This window comes from Blautia sp. An249 (assembly GCF_002159835.1).
GTDB classification, from domain to species: Bacteria; Bacillota; Clostridia; order Lachnospirales; family Lachnospiraceae; genus Blautia_A; species Blautia_A avistercoris.
Map to the genome: position 1 here is coordinate 222,577 of NZ_NFJL01000003.1, position 15,018 is coordinate 237,594.

A 15,018-nucleotide genomic window follows, 5' to 3' on the forward strand; every position below is an offset into this window, starting at 1 on the left:
CTTTTTATCAGCCTGGATGGAAAAAGAGCTGTCTGTTCAACAACTCTTCTCCCGTAAACGTTTATGTATTTTAATTGGTCACCCATTTTACAAAGAATACATGGGAATAAGCCGGATTTAATCCGCTGGGAACATACTGATAGGTTTCACAGGCATCCCAGTCCAGATTACAGGATGCGAAAGCTCCCGGAGTCATAAAGAACAGGAAATCAAAATCTTTTTTATTTCCCATATTAAATCCGGATATTTTTCTCGGTGTGCCCTGTGTCTTATAGGCGTTCATAATGGAAATTGCGTTCTGCGCCGCTTTCAGAGCGGTGCTCTTTTCTTCCCACTGTCCATTCAGGCGCCTCAGCAGCGCTCCGTCTGTCACAGGACTGTACTGGCTCTTCTGGTAAATCACGTAACGCAGGGTATCGGGATAATAGGTATCAGATGAATTCACCCGGTTTAAAATGGTCAGTGCAACTGCCGTCATTCCCACAAGTCCCTGGTCGTTGGCTTCTGCGTCCGTAATGGCTGCCAGCAGATCCGTATCGGACATACTGCCGTCAGCAATTTTGGGATGGCTTAGAAATTCCGGTTCCAGCGTATAGTATCTGCCGTTTTCATATACCCGGACGTTTCCATTGCCGTCTGTCGTATATTTATTCAGCGTGGCGACTCCGTTGGAATCAAAGGTCCAGCTCTGTCCGCTGATGGTGGCTGTTTTATTTACATACATTACGCCGTTAGAGCCGAAATAATATTTCTTTCCGTCTTCCTCCAGCCATCCGTGCAGCATCCGTCCGTTATTTTTCGGATCAAAGTAATAATTGTTTCCGTTTATAACCTTTCGTCCGCCGGTGAAGAGAACGCCGCTTCCCGTATCAAAATAGTAATAGTTGACTGTTGGTTTTGCAAGGCCGGTTGCCATGATACCGTAATTTAAGGAATTCAGACTGTCGCCCGGTTTCCGGAAATACCGGAGATTGGTACCGTCAGAAATCCATCCTGTATACATGACGCCGCTTGTCTTATTGAAATACCGCTTCTGTGTTCCCCAGTAACGCCATCCCGTATACATGGCGCCCGTCTCCGGATCAAAATACCGGTAATTTCCCGCTGCGTCTTTCACCCACTTGGTGTACATCCAGCCGGTGCTCTTGTTAAAGTAATGTTTCGCTCCGTCAATGGTTGCCCATCCTCTGGCCAGCTCGCCCCATTCTGTGGCAAAATACCGTTTGTCCCCTTTGGCATTGGCCCGCCATCCGGTAGCCAGAACGCCATATGTATAATCGCTGGTGGTATTTTTACTGAAATACCGGAGATTGGTACCGTCAGAAATCCATCCCGTATACATAACTCCTGTTGTCTTATTAAAATAGTACTTATAGGAAGTGTTCCCCTTTTTCAGTGTCAGCCATCCCTTATGGTAGCTTCCGTTTTTATCCACATAATAGGTTTTATTCCCCACATGCTTGAAGTATTCTGTCTTCGTGGCTGCCTGTACTTCTTTCGTATTTCCAAACGCCAGAAATCCCACCGCTGCCAGGAATATCAGACAAAAGAGAACTCTCGTCATATGCCCGCTTCTTTTTCTCATACATCTTCCTCCCAATTTTCTACGGGATGTTTTCACATCCAGATACTGCTAAATGTGTCTCCTTCTTTAATTTAATTACAAAAATATTACATAATTTTAATATATTATAATAGATGGAAAAAAGCATGTCAATGTTTTCTATACGGATTGGAGTCTCCCGAAACAAAATATTTGCTCAAAAAGATTCACCCTTTCTTTGGGGGTGACATATGATGGAGTGTAATCAAATTTTGGAGGAACTTAACATGAGTGATTTAGCGGCAACAAATTGTGGATGTGGATGTGATAACGGATGCGGATGTGACAACGGAATAGGTCTTGCCAACAACAATTCCTGCAGTTGTCTTCTGTGGATCATCCTTCTGATGTCCTGCTGCGGCGGCGACAACAGAAGCGGATTCGGATGCGGAAACGGATGTGACAATTCCTGTCTTATCCTTCTGGTACTGCTGTTCTGCTGCGGCGGATTCGGATGCGGATGCTAAAATTTCTTATGGGGGAATGGAAAACACATTCCCCCTCTTTTATTTTCTTTTTTTCTGTTCTTTTCTCTGCTGCTTTAACTCTTCCATCCGCTCTTTCCTTTTTCTTTTTCTATTTACACAATCCAAATCCAATTCATAAAAAGAATTTCCGTCGATAATCAATCTGCCCTGTTTTTGTTCCATGATTTCAATCCTTTCTCCTGATTTTTTCGTCATACCTAATCATATGTCAGACTTCTTCTTTTTGTCATATCCGAATTCCCGGGACCATAAGATGAATAAAAAAGGAACTCTGCGTATGGACAGAAAGAAACCGGAAATGACCGCCCTGGATCAGATGGTCGCCACTCGGCAGGGACAATTATTAAAAGCTGCCCTGCCTTATCTGGGTCCTCCTCAGCAGCAGATGGTCTCTCTGTATGCAAAAATCCTGGAGCTAAAAAACACCTGGGAGATTTTTGGCGCAAGCCCTGTGCGGATGTGCGAGGCTCCCCAGTCTTCAGACCCCCTGGAGATGTTAAATGATTTAAAGAATTATTGTGACGAACCTACCTGCCGTCAAATTGATTCTCTGGTAAATACTCTTGCAACCCTGGAAATTATAAATCTGATGAAAAGTTCTTAAAAAGAGGTGATTGAAGTGCCCGATAACAAAGACTGGATGAAAAATCCCAAACTTGCTTCTGTAGACAAGGATAAACTGGAACTTCTGTCTGCCCTGGCCAGCCAGGGGCAGGGGAAATCCCAGAACGAACTCCTTCCCTTCCTGATGTCCGCCGCCTCACAGGGAAAAGAGCAGGGACTGAATTTCAGTTCCCAGGAAATCTCCGCCATCATTGAGGTATTAAAAATGGGAAAATCTCCACAGGAAGCCGCACGTCTGGATCGGATAGTGTCTTTAATGAAAATAATGAAATAAAAAAGAAGGGAGCAGGGCAGATTTTTCTGCCCCATTATCCCTCCTTCTTCTGCTTAGGAATCTGCAGCGGCCGCATCCATAATGCATTCCCGCAGCATTACCAGAGCGCTGGTAACGGCCTGTTCGCGGATTCTCATCCGGTTTCCGGTAAAAAAGAATTTCTGTACTGTGGTTTTTCCACGGTAACAGCATCCCATATAGACGGTTCCCACCGGAGTTTCCTTTGTTCCGCCTTCCGGCCCCGCCAGACCGGTAACGGACAGACACAGATCCGTCTTGCCGGCCATACATCCGCCTTTTGCCATTTCTTTGGCGCACTTTTCACTGACTGCCCCTTCTTTTTTCAGAGTAGATTTTTTTACTAAAAGGCTCTTCCTTTTGGCTTTATTGCTGTAAGTTACATATCCGTTCAGAAATACTTCCGACGCTCCCGGAACATTTACGATTCTGGCCGCCACAGCCCCTCCTGTACAGGACTCCGCCAGGGATAACGTCAGATTCTGATCCCGCAGAAGTTCCACCACCGCTTCTTCCAGACTTTTATTTTCTTCCGTAGAATATATATTTTTTCCGAAACGGCTTTTTAATTCGCGCACAAGAGGCTTCACCAGTTTCTTTCCTTCTTTTTCGCTGTCCGCTTTGGCTGTAATCCGCAGATGCACTTCGCCCGGTTTCGCATAAGGAGCAATGGTTGGATTGGTCTGGCTGTGGATTAAGTCTTTAATTTCATCGGCTACCTGGCTTTCCCCGATTCCCGCAATCTTTACCATCTGGGAATAAATTACATGGGGCTGTCTCTTACGCAGATAGGGATAAACCTGTTCTTCAAACAGCGGTTTCAGTTCATTGGGCGGACCGGGAAGCAGGATCGCTGTTTTCCCGTCTTTTTCAATAATCAGACCGGGAGCAGTTCCATTGGAATTTTCCAGTACCAGGGCTCCTTCCGGCACCATTGCCTGTTTCCAGTTATTTGCCGTAATCTTTCTTCCGGCGTGATTTTTCGCGTATATTTCCATATACTTTTCAATTCTTTTTCTGACGTGCTTATCTTCTTTTAATTCCACACCCATAACCTGTGCGGTAACTTCTTTTGTCAGATCATCTTCCGTAGGTCCCAGACCGCCGGTCAGAATCACCACATCCGAACGCTCCAGCGCCGTTTTTATTACCTGCGCCATCCGTTTTTCATTGTCTCCCACAACCGATTCATAGTAAACACTCAGTCCCAGTCTGGCGCACATCTCTGATAAATATGCGCTGTTGGTGTTTACAATGTTCCCCAGCAGGATTTCCGTTCCCACTGATATGATTTCTGTAACCATAGGGATTCCTCCTTATACAATTATGCATTATGCATGGACAGTACCTGTCTGTTTTTCCAAATGTAATCAATTAAAGAAATAACCGTTAATGCCGTTGCAAGAACAATAAATATCATTTCCAGAGTCGTAAAAATTCCTCCGAAGTTAAGAAGCAGTAGAATAATTAAGATCATCTGGGAAACCGTTTTAAATTTCCCCCAGTAGCTGGCGGCAATTACAACGCCGTTATCGGCAGCAACCAGACGGAAACCGCTGATAATAAATTCTCTGGCGATAATGATAATCACAATCCAGGCCGGCAGCTTTTCAAGCTCAATAAAGCAAATCAGTGCGGAACATACCAGAAGTTTATCCGCCAGAGGATCCATAAATTTACCGAAATCCGTAATTAAATGATATTTCCTGGCCAGATAGCCGTCCAGCCAGTCGGTAACACTGGCGGCCACAAAAATCCCCAGGCAGATCCAGCGATTTCCTGCTCCTCCCCAGCCCGTAAGCATGAAAACAACTAAAAAAGGGACTAAAATCATACGCAGTACCGTTAATTTATTTGGTGTATTCATTTTCCAACTCTCCTATCAAATCATATTCCAGCGCTCCTGTTACCCTGACTTTCGCAAAGTCTCCGGTCATCATCGCCTCTCCTGTCTGTATAAACAGGTAGCCGTCTACTTTGGGAGCGTCTCCGTAGGTTCTGGCAACATAGGCGTTTTCATCTGCCACCTTACCTTCTACCATAACAATCATTTCCTGACCGATTTTTTCCTGTCCTTTCTCCAGGGAAATTTCCTGCTGAAGTTCCATCAGTTCGGCCTGCCGCTCCTCTTTCACCTCTTCTTCAATCTGGTTATCCATAGCGGCCGCCGGCGTATCTTCTTCCGGGGAATAGGTAAATACGCCCAGACGGTCAAATTCCATTTCATCTACGAATTCCATCAGCTCTTCATGCTGCTTTTGGGTTTCCCCCGGAAATCCGGTAATCAGGGTAGTACGAAGCACAATGTCCGGAATCTCCTTTCTCAGCCGGGCAATCTGGTCCTTTAACTGCTGCTTTGTGGTTCTTCTTCCCATCCTTTTCAGGATCTGATCATTGGCATGCTGAATGGGAAGATCCAGGTAATGACAGATTTTCTCTTCTTTTGCCATGGTCGCAATCAGCTCATCGTAGATTTCCTCCGGGTAGCAGTACAGAAGCCGAATCCAACGAATTTTGGGAATCCGGCAGAGCTTCTCAAGCAAAAGGTGAAGACTCTTCGTTCCATACAGATCTTTCCCATACAAAGTGGTCTCCTGGGCCACCAGAATCAGTTCCTTTACTCCGTCTTCCGCCATTTCCTCAGCCTGCTGAATCAGCCGTTCCATGGGGATACTCCTGTAATTGCCCCGAAGTTTGGGAATAATACAGTATGTACAGTGCTTATCACAGCCTTCTGCAATTTTCAGGAATCCATAATGCCCCCCGGTTGTAAGAACTTTTTTAGCCTGTAATTGGGGAAGATAATTAATATCTTTATACTGTTCATAAGAACCACCCTTAAGAACCGCTTCAATTGCCGTCAGAATTTCGTCATAAGAGGTTGTTCCGAGCACAGCGTCCACTTCCGGAATTTCCTGACGGATTTCCTCCTTATATCTCTGTGCAAGACAGCCGGTTACTAAAAGAACTTTACATCTTCCCTCTTCCTTATATCCGGCCATTTCCAAAATTGTCTGGATGCTTTCTTCCTTGGCGTCGTGAATAAAACAGCAGGTATTAATCACAATAATTTCCGCCTCTTTTTCGTCGTCAACCATTTCATATCCCTGCCCAAGCAGCAGCCCCAGCATTTCTTCTGAATCTGACAGATTCTTATCACACCCAAGGGAAATAAATAATACTTTCATTTTTCACTCCTAACATAAAGAGGTGTCGCAAAAAATAGGTATTTCCTTTTGCAGCACCTCCTGAAATTCAGATTTCTGTTGTTTCTGTAGTTGTCTCTTCCTGGGCTTCTTCCAGAGAAATAATTTCCTGTTCCTGGTTTTCTTCTTCCTGGGTCTTCTCTTCTTCCGGAAGAATCTTCACTTCCCCTTTATACAGCTCTTCGATAGCGATAGACAACGGCTTTTTGCCCTCTGCACGGGGCACCAGCGGCTGTGCACCCCCGATTATCTGTCTCGCTCTCTTACTTGTAGCCAGAACGATGGAATAGCGGCTGTTTACTACCGGCTGTTCATCGTCTTCCCCTGTTTTATTTACTGCCTGAATCAATTCTGTGTAAGATGGATGTATCATATGGAATCCCCTTTCTTAAATACTTTTAATTCCTTTTTCATGTTTTCTATAAATACCTGATTCTGCTGAATCTTACAATGTTCTTTGGCGATCATCTGATGCATGTTCTCTACGCATTCCTGTAAGTCGTCATTGATTAGCAGATAATCGTATTGTTTCATATAAGAAGCCTCTTCATAGGCTCTGTTCAGGCGGGATTCGATTACCTCTTCTGATTCGGTTCCCCGCTCTGTCAGACGTCTTTTCAATTCTTCGGCGCTGGGAGGAGTAACAAAGATTAAAACTGCCTCCGGATATTTCTCCTTTACTTCCAGGGCGCCCTGAATCTCAATCTCCAGAATCACGTCTTTCCCTTTTTCCATCTGCTCCTGAACATAGGCTTTGGGCGTTCCGTAGTAATTCTGGACATACTGTGCATATTCAATTAATTCGTCTCTGGAAATCATTTTTTCAAACTCTTCCCGGGTTTTAAAGAAATATTCCCTGCCTTCCTTTTCATTGGGCCTCGGCTTGCGGGTGGTAGCCGAAACAGACAGGGCGTAGTTGTCATACTGACTGGTCAGGGCCTTCATAAGGGTTCCCTTTCCGGAACCGGAAAAGCCGGATACCACTGCTAATACACCTTTATTCATGTATTTCTCCTTTTTCTTCAAAATCAATTTTTCCGGAAAACCGTCTGGTTATGGTCTCCGGCTGAAGGGCTGAAACAATCACATGATCTTCCTGCGTAATAATCACGGCTTTTGTCTTCCTGCCCTGGGTCGCATCAATTAAACGTCCTTCTGCCTTTGCGCTCTGCACCATTCTTCGAATGGGCGCTGCGTCCGGACTGATGACCGCCACAATTTTTTCAGAATTTACTGCATTTCCAAATCCCACATTAATTAGTCTTGCCACATTAACGCCTCATTTTACTCAATATTTTGGATCTGTTCGCGGATTTTTTCAATCTCGGTTTTTAAATCTATGGCCAGATTGGAAATTTCCAGGTCATTGGCTTTCGACAAAATAGTATTTGCCTCCCGGTTCATCTCCTGGGCAATGAAGTCCATCTTCCGTCCCACCGAAGACTCGTCTTCCAGCACAGCTTCCATATTTTTAATATGGCTCTGGAGTCTCACCGTTTCTTCATCGTTGCAGATTTTGTCCGCATAGATAATCACTTCAGCCGCAATCCGGCTCTCTTCAATCTGGGCGTCTCCCAGAAGTTCCTTCGTCTTCGCCTCCAGTTTTTCCCGATACTCCCTGACAATCTGAGGAGAGCGTTCCATAATCAGAAGCACTTTTTCTTCCAGTCCTTTTAATTTGGACAGAAGATCTTCCTTTAAGTGAACCCCTTCCTTTTCTCTGGATTCTACAAATTTCACACAGGCCTCTCTGAGAACCGGCTCCAAAAAGCTCCACAACTCTCTCTCATCCAAAGGTTCCTCATCCATGGTTAATACTTCCGGATACCTGGAAAGCCCGGAAACCCGAATGTCATTTTCCAATCCGAACTCCTCGCTCATCTTCTGAAAATATCCCATATACTCCCGGGCAATTTCCCGGTTGTATTTCAGAGTTACCCGTTTCTGAGTATAATCTTCGTAGCTGATATAAATATCGATTTTCCCTCGCTGCATATACTCCTTGAGGAAGTTCCGGATAGGCGCCTCAAAGAAACTTAAATTTTTCGGCATCTTAATATTGGCGTCCAGATACCTGTGATTCACAGATTTTAACTCAACGGTAATCTTTCTTTGCTGCTCGTTGGCCTCTGCCCGGCCATAGCCTGTCATACTTTTTATCATTGTTCTACCACTCTTTTGCTGTTAATTTGCATACAGATTCATTATAGTTCATTCTAAAACCCTAGTCAAACCTTTTTTTCCGTATCAGGAATGGTACAGGCTGAACTGTTACAATTTCCCTGGAAAGTTTCTCTTGCAACCGCCTTTTCTTCCCTGTATACTTAAATTTTATAAAACACTCAGCGAGAAAGGATTTTATTATGGCTTTTGATGGAATTACCGTTTCTGCAATGGTTAAAGAATTAAATGATACTCTGGCCGGCGGCAGAATTAACAAAATTGCACAGCCGGAAAACGATGAACTTCTGATTACAGCCAGGGGCAGTCAGGGACAGTGCCGGCTTCTGTTATCCGCCAGCGCCTCCCTTCCTCTCCTTTACTTTACGGATAAAAACAAGCCCTCCCCTTTAATTGCTCCCAATTTCTGCATGCTGCTGCGTAAGCACATCGGAAATGCAAAAATTATAAGAATCATGCAGCCCGGACTGGAACGGGTGGTTATTATGGAACTGGAACATTTAAATGATCTGGGAGACGTCTGCCAAAAGAAACTGATTCTGGAACTGATGGGGAAACACAGCAATCTGATTTTTACAGATGAAAACGATATGATTCTGGACAGTATCAAACATGTCTCTTCCAATATGAGTTCTGTCCGGGAAGTTCTCCCCGGAAGACCCTATTTCATACCCAGAACTCAGGAGAAGCAGGATCCACTTACAATTACAGAGGAAGAATTCAGCCGCCTCATTGGTTCTGCCTCCTGCCCTGCGGCTAAAGCGGTCTATACCTCTCTTACCGGTATCAGTCCTTTACTGGCCAGTGAAATGTGCTTCCGGGCCAACCTTTCTCCGGAACTTTCTGCAGAGGATTTGAACCAGGAACAAATGCAGGCGCTGTTTACCGCCTTTTCAGGTATCCGGACCCAAATCCTGGAAAAAGCATATGCCCCCCAGATTATCTATCGGGAAAAGGAGCCTGTGGAATACAGCGTTCTTCCCCTGATGCAGTTCGGTTCGGATTACCATGCGGAAATTTCTGATTCTGTATCAGCAATGCTGTATACCTACTATGCTGCCAAGGAAGTCCTTACCCGAATCCGCCAGAAATCTTCAGATTTAAGAAGAATCGTACAGACCGCACTGGAGCGCAACCAGAAGAAATTTGCACTTCAGAAAAAACAGATGAAAGATACTGCAAAGAAAGACAAATATAAAGTCTACGGGGAACTGATTAATACTTACGGATACGGTCTTTCTGAAGGCTGCAAATCCTTCGAGGCGCTGAACTACTATACCAATGAGACGATTACGATCCCCCTGGATCCCACTTTATCTCCTCAGCAAAACGCTAAGAAATATTTCGACCGCTACAATAAGCTAAAGAGAACGGAAGAAGCCCTTACCCTTCAGATTCAGGATACAGAAAGTGAAATTGCCCACCTGGAATCCATCCGTACCTCCCTGGATATTGCTCTGGAAGAGACGGATCTGGCTCAGATTAAAGAGGAGCTTGTAGAATACGGCTATATTAAAAAACACGACTTCAGCAAGAAACGCACCGCCGCTCAGAAATCAAAGCCCTTTCACTATCTTTCCAGCGATGGATATGATATTTATGTGGGGAAAAACAATTATCAGAACGAGGAATTAACCTTTAAATTCGCTACCGGAAATGACTGGTGGTTCCATGCCAAGGGAATACCCGGATCCCACGTAATTGTAAAAAGCAGAAACGAAGAACTTCCGGATCGGGTCTTTGAAGAGGCAGGCAAACTGGCGGCCTATTATTCCAAAGGACGCACCGCACCCAAGGTGGAAATTGACTACATTCAGAAAAAACATATTAAAAAGCCAAATGGAGCAAAACCTGGATTTGTCGTCTATTATACCAACTATTCTTTAATGGCAGAACCGGACATTTCCAGGCTTCAGGAACTTTCCTGAGAAACCTGCAAAAACAAAAGGAGAAACATCTGCAATCGGGGATGTCTCTCCTTTTTTTGTGTTTAGCGGAACTTCACCTCCAGGAAAACCGGCTGATGATCCGTATATTGAAACTCTGTATTCTGCACCTGACACTGTAGAACCTCCACATTATCGGAAACAAGGAATCCATCTATTACATAGACCTGAGAATCCTCATAAGAACCTGTATACGGCTGGTTCAGCAGCCTGCAGGTAGGATAGGTATCATCCACGGCAAAGGAAAAATGATCCGGCAAATCGGATTCTTCCATTTTTCCGGGTTTCCAGTATTCCTCATTCTGAATGGGATAGGTATCTGTTCCTTCAAAGGTCTGATTAAAGTCGCCTCCTGCAATCACATAGTTCCCCTTTTCGTACTCCTCTTCCAGCTTCTTTGCCAACATGCGGCTCTGAGCGATTTTCCCCTCCCCGCTGTCATAAGCCTCCAGATGAAAATTTATCAGAACCAGTTCTTTCTCTGTCCCTTCCAGGGGAATCCGGGTCTCCAGCATACACCGTTTCAGATTGCAGGTCTTCACCGGCCAGGAAAAAGACTCCGCAAGAGCAATCCGAGAAGCAGAATCCACTTTCAGATCCGTCATGGTAAAAATCCCGCTGTCTACCTTACCTATGGGCGGAATCGGATAGGGAACGAAATCACATTTAAAATTACAGGCAAATATCCCGTCCATCCCCAGCTCTTTCTCATACCATGCCGTCTCATCAATTTTATAAGAACGACTGGAATTTCTGTCCACTTCCTGCAGAAAATAAACATCGGCCGGATATTTTTTCAGAGTTTCCGAAATCCCGTTCAGATTTTCTTCCACCAGCGTTTTACTTTCAGGGGAAACCTTCCTGCCGCCGTCCATAAAGAAATCTTCCCCGGCGCTTAATCCCCCGTACCCAGTATTATAGGTGATAATTTTCAGGGATTCAGACGTGCTTACTATCCGGCTGCCTTTTGATGGTTCCAGAGTCTCCACCGGAGCCGGACGGTACTCCCGAATGGTATAAAAAAGCAGGATGCCGGCCACAAGCAGAAAGAAAATACCGCTTACCACCACCGCCCTTCGCAGGCCTTTCTTCTTTTTCTTCATCTCTCTCCATCCTCAGTTAAAATGTGTTTTCAGCCTGTTCAGCGTGTCATACATAATTGCAACACATTTATCAAATTCCTCTTTAGATACCGTGTAAAAATCATCCCCGGGATACCTGGCATCAAAATAAAAATCGGTAAGATATGCAAGCCCTATTGTATCAAGCTGCAAATCGGGGCAGATTTCATTTAATTTCGCTGCTATTTTTTTCATGTTATGTTTCCGCAGCAGATCTGTCACATCCTCATCCAACATCATTTTATCCAAATATCCCTTCAGATATTTCTCTGTCACCTGCTCACATTGTACAGCGAGCTGATTATAAAAACGGTTTCCTGTTTTCATGACTGCTTCCAGATATTCCAAATCATTTTGCGCAATATCAAGATAAGAATTTTTTATCATTCTATTACCTCCAGGATCAGTTTTTTATCTCTGTTAATTTCCCTGTCAAAGACAGAGTTCCCTTTCTCGAATCCTTCATGTTTATATACTATATCTGTGCTCACACCGTCAATGGGATCGTCAAGAGTCCATCGTATATCTGCGGCAAGCTCCCGGTTCTTTACTTTCTCTTTTGTAATCACCAGAAGATCAATATCACTCGTACTCCTTACTTCTCCCCGGGCGGCACTTCCAACAAGATAAATTTTACAAAGTCCCGGAAGCTGCCTCTGTTGAATGTAATCCAGATCATGTTCGATTTTTTTTACAAACCTGCCCGGCAGATTAGAATAGAACTCTGGATAGATCTTAATATTCTTCATTCTGGCCTCCTTTAAACAAAGCCGATTTCTTCTAGCCCTATTATACTAGAACTTTTCCCCTCTGTACACCCGAAAATCTTCTGCTGCATCTGCCATCCTAAAAATCTGTTTCCATACATTCTGTGCTGTGATAAAATGATACAAATGAGGAATGGAAAGGAGTCGTTGACTTATGAAGCAGAAAATTGCATCCGTTATATCTGCAGTTATCTTATGTCTTGTGAGCTTCTCTTTCACTTCCTGTATCACGAAGGACAGCAGCGTCTACGGAGAGAAAGAGGTTCTGAATTATGTGGATGAAATCTGCAAAGAACCTTATGAACTTTTGGAAACAGAATTGGTTGCGGAAGATCCTGATGACGTAGAATAACGCTTCAGAACATCCAACCGGGATCTGTATTTCAAAGCAAACAGCTATCTGGCTCCTATTATGATTGACGCATCCAAAACTCCTTTTTACACCCGCAGTCTTTCCTGTGATTATATAAGTAATGTCCACAGCCTCTATTACCGGGAAGTGGAGCAGGTACTCAGGCAGGATCCCCATTATCTGGAAGAACAGGGGTGGATATATGTACTCTCCTTTGGGGATCTGGAAGCAGTGGTTGACACCATCCTTGCAGCCGATCAGGTATATCTTCCGGAGTCCCGGTATAATACCATGAAATTTCTCAGAGAAAATCCCCTGCGCAGTATTCATCTGGTATGGCAGAGATCGGAAGAGGAAGCCTTTGCCCACGAAACCTGGGTCAATATCACAGACATAGCCATAACCGGCCAAAATGACCGCAGGGAACTTTATGATGCACTGGCAGGCAGTTATGCCCAGTGTTATGTAGATAAAGAAATCGAGAACGGAACCGGAATTTTACCACGTTATCTGGAAGGCAGACACCGCTTTCTTCTGTCCTCTATAGAATTAAACGGCAGGGAAATGCTCTATGACAGGAACGAGAACCCTTATGGGCCGTATGGTCTGACCACCGACGACTATAAATACTGTTGGTACAGCGATACCACAGATTCCTACATGATGGTCATTGATATAGGCCTTACCTCACAGAGCATGAGTTTCCCCCTGATTCTCCGGGAATATGTACTGGCGCTGGGCGGTGAATACGACTGTGCGTACAAAGACGACACGTACCGAAGCGCCTGGAAAATCGGGGATACCGTCTGGCAAATGACTTCCAGGTTCCAGGATAATGAAATTCTGGAATTAAAGTTTAAAAAGAACGGCAGACCTCTGGATATATCCTTCATAACCTCCCAAGCTGACAGTGAGGTCGGCGCCTCCTTCTGCGTTGGAGTCACGGTCTCCGATTTTTGCAGGCTGTTTGACCTGACCTGCGAAGTGGACGAAGATCTTGGAAAAATTATGTTCTTCAGGGGATAAGACGAGAAAATCATATTACTGTTCCGTATTTTCCTGTAATAACCGAATGGTATTTTCATCTCTTTCTCCATTGTAATATTTATTCAGCACCTTGCCAAACACAGAATTATACCCTTCAATTTCTGCAAACAAGGTCATAGATGAACGGAGTTTCAGCGCATCAATCCCTCCCATCACCTGATAAGGATTATTCCTATCAATGGAGAGCAGGGCCTCACATATTTCTCTCAACCTGAATCCAAGAATTGGATGCGCAAGATATTCCGTTGCTTCTTCCAGATTTTCTATGCCATAATATTGCGCTGTCGAACTTCTGCCAAGTTGCTTTAGCTGTGGAAAAATATACCATATCCAATGACTCTCTTTATGTCCGTTTTGAATTTCTTTCAAAGCCTCAGCATAGCTGTATTCCTGTGCTTTTATAAATCGTTCTATATTATAACTCATAATAATCCCCCCAAAATCAGAATCACAAAATTTTATGCAGCAAATATCTCTTCCTGTATTTTAGCTGTACATATGCCATAACCCTGCGATAATACACTGGATTCATGGCACCTCCGATGATTCCCACAATGGGCATTCCCTGTATAAACTTTGTTACCAGCATATCTGTTGCAAATGCATCCGCAGTTTTCTCCATCTGTCTCTTTACTTCTTCTTCCGTGGGCATCACCTGTACTGCCTGCTCAATACAGATGTTGATTTCTTTATTTAATCCGGCCCAGTTTTCTCCTGTCACCATTGCCGCTTCCAGCATTTTGAGAATGAACATTTTTTCTTCCGGCGTTTCATAACCAAAGCCATATTTCATAGCAGTCTCATATACCCCGCGAAGCAGAAAACCTACCCAGAGCACAATGTCCGGCAGCCCAATGCCAAAGGCTCCCAATACAATCCCTTCTGCCGTGGTAAGCAGCGTACTGACCGCATTCCCTTTGGCAGCATCCCTTTTCAGATTTCGTATTTCCCGTCTGCCGCCTTTCAGGCCGACCGCATAATCTTTAATCTGAAAGTCCTTTGCCACCGCTTCTTTATCATACGTCTTTTCAATAATTGTATCGCCCTTCTCAAAAACAAGGGCAAAGGCTTTTAGAAACATTTTCTGAAGCCCCCACATAACTTTATCCGGTATCTTCTCTTCCAGTTTTTCTTTCCAGAACGGAACTGTTTTCTTTTCTGCCTGTCGGCACAATCGCTCTTCTGCTTTTTCAAGCCTTCTTAATTCTTTTTCAATCGCTTTCATGTTTATACTTTTTAATACTTTATCTGTATTACCAACTCATATCAACATTGATAAAATTGTTCCCACTTTCTTCATTATGATAACCATACGAGCCGAAACAAGGGAAATATTTTATTCTCCGCAGACCACTTTATCCAACAGTCTTGCGGAAGTACGCTTTGCTTCC

The 15,018-nt window shown here is 44.2% G+C and carries 20 protein-coding genes; 6 read left to right on the top strand and 14 right to left on the bottom strand.

Annotated elements, in window-relative coordinates; all coding sequences use genetic code 11:
* Positions 1 to 70 precede the first annotated feature (70 nt).
* Positions 71 to 1,585, bottom strand: coding sequence for a cell wall hydrolase (locus tag B5F53_RS05005; protein WP_087220667.1), 1,515 nt, complete (start codon positions 1,583 to 1,585; stop codon positions 71 to 73).
* A 245-nt stretch (positions 1,586 to 1,830) separates the two neighbouring features.
* Between B5F53_RS05005 and B5F53_RS05010 the strand changes: the two genes are divergently transcribed.
* A complete protein-coding gene (locus B5F53_RS05010) occupies positions 1,831 to 2,070 on the top strand; it encodes a chorion class high-cysteine HCB protein 13 (RefSeq protein ID WP_087220670.1) in 240 nt (79 codons plus the stop codon).
* 39 nt (positions 2,071 to 2,109) lie between these two features.
* On the opposite strand, the gene B5F53_RS20080 is transcribed toward B5F53_RS05010, so the two are convergent.
* The gene (locus B5F53_RS20080) at positions 2,110 to 2,253 is read right to left on the bottom strand and encodes a hypothetical protein (RefSeq protein WP_204246907.1); all 144 of its coding nucleotides are present in this window, start codon (positions 2,251 to 2,253) and stop codon (positions 2,110 to 2,112) included.
* Between the two features lie 115 nt (positions 2,254 to 2,368).
* Between B5F53_RS20080 and B5F53_RS05015 the strand changes: the two genes are divergently transcribed.
* Positions 2,369 to 2,695, top strand: coding sequence for a hypothetical protein (locus B5F53_RS05015; RefSeq protein WP_087220673.1), 327 nt, complete (start codon positions 2,369 to 2,371; stop codon positions 2,693 to 2,695).
* A gap of 15 nt (positions 2,696 to 2,710) precedes the next feature.
* On the top strand, positions 2,711 to 2,989 hold the full coding sequence (locus B5F53_RS05020; RefSeq protein ID WP_242970248.1) for a hypothetical protein: 279 nt from the start codon (positions 2,711 to 2,713) through the stop codon (positions 2,987 to 2,989).
* Between the two features lie 53 nt (positions 2,990 to 3,042).
* Here B5F53_RS05020 and B5F53_RS05025 read toward each other — a convergent pair whose 3' ends face one another.
* The 7 genes from B5F53_RS05025 to B5F53_RS05055 form a co-directional block, all read right to left on the bottom strand.
* On the bottom strand, positions 3,043 to 4,311 hold the full coding sequence (locus tag B5F53_RS05025) for a competence/damage-inducible protein A (RefSeq protein WP_087220676.1): 1,269 nt from the start codon (positions 4,309 to 4,311) through the stop codon (positions 3,043 to 3,045).
* Positions 4,312 to 4,331: 20 nt separating this feature from the next.
* A complete protein-coding gene (gene pgsA, locus B5F53_RS05030; RefSeq protein WP_087220679.1) occupies positions 4,332 to 4,874 on the bottom strand; it encodes a CDP-diacylglycerol--glycerol-3-phosphate 3-phosphatidyltransferase in 543 nt (180 codons plus the stop codon).
* A complete protein-coding gene (gene rimO, locus B5F53_RS05035; RefSeq protein ID WP_087220682.1) occupies positions 4,858 to 6,195 on the bottom strand; it encodes a 30S ribosomal protein S12 methylthiotransferase RimO in 1,338 nt (445 codons plus the stop codon). The genes pgsA and rimO overlap by 17 nt, the downstream gene beginning before the upstream one ends.
* Positions 6,196 to 6,262: 67 nt before the next feature.
* Positions 6,263 to 6,586 carry a DNA-directed RNA polymerase subunit omega gene (gene rpoZ / locus B5F53_RS05040; RefSeq protein WP_087220685.1) on the bottom strand — a complete coding sequence of 108 codons (324 nt, stop codon included), beginning with the start codon at positions 6,584 to 6,586 and terminating at the stop codon, positions 6,263 to 6,265.
* Positions 6,583 to 7,218, bottom strand: coding sequence for a guanylate kinase (gene gmk / locus B5F53_RS05045; protein ID WP_087220688.1), 636 nt, complete (start codon positions 7,216 to 7,218; stop codon positions 6,583 to 6,585). Before gmk ends, rpoZ begins: the two co-directional genes overlap by 4 nt.
* Positions 7,211 to 7,483, bottom strand: a complete 273-nt coding sequence (locus B5F53_RS05050; protein ID WP_087220691.1) for a DUF370 domain-containing protein — start codon at positions 7,481 to 7,483, stop codon at positions 7,211 to 7,213. Before B5F53_RS05050 ends, gmk begins: the two co-directional genes overlap by 8 nt.
* 14 nt (positions 7,484 to 7,497) lie before the next feature.
* Positions 7,498 to 8,376, bottom strand: coding sequence for a YicC/YloC family endoribonuclease (locus tag B5F53_RS05055; RefSeq protein WP_087220694.1), 879 nt, complete (start codon positions 8,374 to 8,376; stop codon positions 7,498 to 7,500).
* Positions 8,377 to 8,576: 200 nt separating this feature from the next.
* Here B5F53_RS05055 and B5F53_RS05060 point away from each other — a divergent pair, with 200 nt between their 5' ends.
* Entirely contained in the window at positions 8,577 to 10,322 is a 1,746-nt protein-coding gene (locus B5F53_RS05060) for an Rqc2 family fibronectin-binding protein (protein WP_087220697.1), read from the top strand.
* A 62-nt stretch (positions 10,323 to 10,384) separates the two neighbouring features.
* Here B5F53_RS05060 and B5F53_RS05065 read toward each other — a convergent pair whose 3' ends face one another.
* The 3 genes from B5F53_RS05065 to B5F53_RS05075 are packed head-to-tail and all read right to left on the bottom strand — an operon-like array spanning position 10,385 to position 12,210.
* Positions 10,385 to 11,443, bottom strand: a complete 1,059-nt coding sequence (locus B5F53_RS05065) for an endonuclease/exonuclease/phosphatase family protein (RefSeq protein ID WP_087220700.1) — start codon at positions 11,441 to 11,443, stop codon at positions 10,385 to 10,387.
* Between the two features lie 12 nt (positions 11,444 to 11,455).
* The gene (locus B5F53_RS05070; protein ID WP_087220704.1) at positions 11,456 to 11,848 is read right to left on the bottom strand and encodes a HEPN domain-containing protein; all 393 of its coding nucleotides are present in this window, start codon (positions 11,846 to 11,848) and stop codon (positions 11,456 to 11,458) included.
* Complete coding sequence (locus B5F53_RS05075; protein WP_087220707.1) at positions 11,845 to 12,210, bottom strand: nucleotidyltransferase domain-containing protein; 366 nt, start codon at positions 12,208 to 12,210, stop codon at positions 11,845 to 11,847. The genes B5F53_RS05070 and B5F53_RS05075 overlap by 4 nt, the downstream gene beginning before the upstream one ends.
* Before the next feature lie 172 nt (positions 12,211 to 12,382).
* Between B5F53_RS05075 and B5F53_RS05080 the strand changes: the two genes are divergently transcribed.
* Together B5F53_RS05080 and B5F53_RS05085 are read left to right on the top strand one after the other, a co-directional pair.
* Positions 12,383 to 12,580: a hypothetical protein gene (locus B5F53_RS05080; RefSeq protein ID WP_087220710.1), complete on the top strand. Its 198-nt coding sequence runs from the start codon at positions 12,383 to 12,385 to the stop codon at positions 12,578 to 12,580.
* A gap of 60 nt (positions 12,581 to 12,640) precedes the next feature.
* A complete protein-coding gene (locus tag B5F53_RS05085) occupies positions 12,641 to 13,606 on the top strand; it encodes a hypothetical protein (RefSeq protein WP_087220713.1) in 966 nt (321 codons plus the stop codon).
* Positions 13,607 to 13,621: 15 nt separating this feature from the next.
* On the opposite strand, the gene B5F53_RS05090 is transcribed toward B5F53_RS05085, so the two are convergent.
* Both B5F53_RS05090 and B5F53_RS05095 read right to left on the bottom strand, forming a co-directional pair.
* Positions 13,622 to 14,053, bottom strand: a complete 432-nt coding sequence (locus tag B5F53_RS05090) for a DUF1810 domain-containing protein (RefSeq protein ID WP_087220716.1) — start codon at positions 14,051 to 14,053, stop codon at positions 13,622 to 13,624.
* Positions 14,054 to 14,075: 22 nt separating this feature from the next.
* Positions 14,076 to 14,852, bottom strand: coding sequence for an EcsC family protein (locus B5F53_RS05095; protein WP_242970249.1), 777 nt, complete (start codon positions 14,850 to 14,852; stop codon positions 14,076 to 14,078).
* Positions 14,853 to 15,018: the final 166 nt, after the last annotated feature.

Coding starts and splice junctions, on each gene's coding strand:
- B5F53_RS05005 (WP_087220667.1), bottom strand. CDS start 1,585: ATGAGAAAAAGAAGCGGGCATATGACGAGAGTTCTCTTTTGTCTGATA.
- B5F53_RS05010 (WP_087220670.1), top strand. CDS start 1,831: ATGAGTGATTTAGCGGCAACAAATTGTGGATGTGGATGTGATAACGGA.
- B5F53_RS20080 (WP_204246907.1), bottom strand. CDS start 2,253: ATGGAACAAAAACAGGGCAGATTGATTATCGACGGAAATTCTTTTTAT.
- B5F53_RS05015 (WP_087220673.1), top strand. CDS start 2,369: ATGGACAGAAAGAAACCGGAAATGACCGCCCTGGATCAGATGGTCGCC.
- B5F53_RS05025 (WP_087220676.1), bottom strand. CDS start 4,311: ATGGTTACAGAAATCATATCAGTGGGAACGGAAATCCTGCTGGGGAAC.
- pgsA (WP_087220679.1), bottom strand. CDS start 4,874: ATGAATACACCAAATAAATTAACGGTACTGCGTATGATTTTAGTCCCT.
- rimO (WP_087220682.1), bottom strand. CDS start 6,195: ATGAAAGTATTATTTATTTCCCTTGGGTGTGATAAGAATCTGTCAGAT.
- rpoZ (WP_087220685.1), bottom strand. CDS start 6,586: ATGATACATCCATCTTACACAGAATTGATTCAGGCAGTAAATAAAACA.
- gmk (WP_087220688.1), bottom strand. CDS start 7,218: ATGAATAAAGGTGTATTAGCAGTGGTATCCGGCTTTTCCGGTTCCGGA.
- B5F53_RS05055 (WP_087220694.1), bottom strand. CDS start 8,376: ATGATAAAAAGTATGACAGGCTATGGCCGGGCAGAGGCCAACGAGCAG.
- B5F53_RS05060 (WP_087220697.1), top strand. CDS start 8,577: ATGGCTTTTGATGGAATTACCGTTTCTGCAATGGTTAAAGAATTAAAT.
- B5F53_RS05065 (WP_087220700.1), bottom strand. CDS start 11,443: ATGAAGAAAAAGAAGAAAGGCCTGCGAAGGGCGGTGGTGGTAAGCGGT.
- B5F53_RS05070 (WP_087220704.1), bottom strand. CDS start 11,848: ATGATAAAAAATTCTTATCTTGATATTGCGCAAAATGATTTGGAATAT.
- B5F53_RS05075 (WP_087220707.1), bottom strand. CDS start 12,210: ATGAAGAATATTAAGATCTATCCAGAGTTCTATTCTAATCTGCCGGGC.
- B5F53_RS05080 (WP_087220710.1), top strand. CDS start 12,383: ATGAAGCAGAAAATTGCATCCGTTATATCTGCAGTTATCTTATGTCTT.
- B5F53_RS05085 (WP_087220713.1), top strand. CDS start 12,641: ATGATTGACGCATCCAAAACTCCTTTTTACACCCGCAGTCTTTCCTGT.
- B5F53_RS05090 (WP_087220716.1), bottom strand. CDS start 14,053: ATGAGTTATAATATAGAACGATTTATAAAAGCACAGGAATACAGCTAT.
- B5F53_RS05095 (WP_242970249.1), bottom strand. CDS start 14,852: ATGAAAGCGATTGAAAAAGAATTAAGAAGGCTTGAAAAAGCAGAAGAG.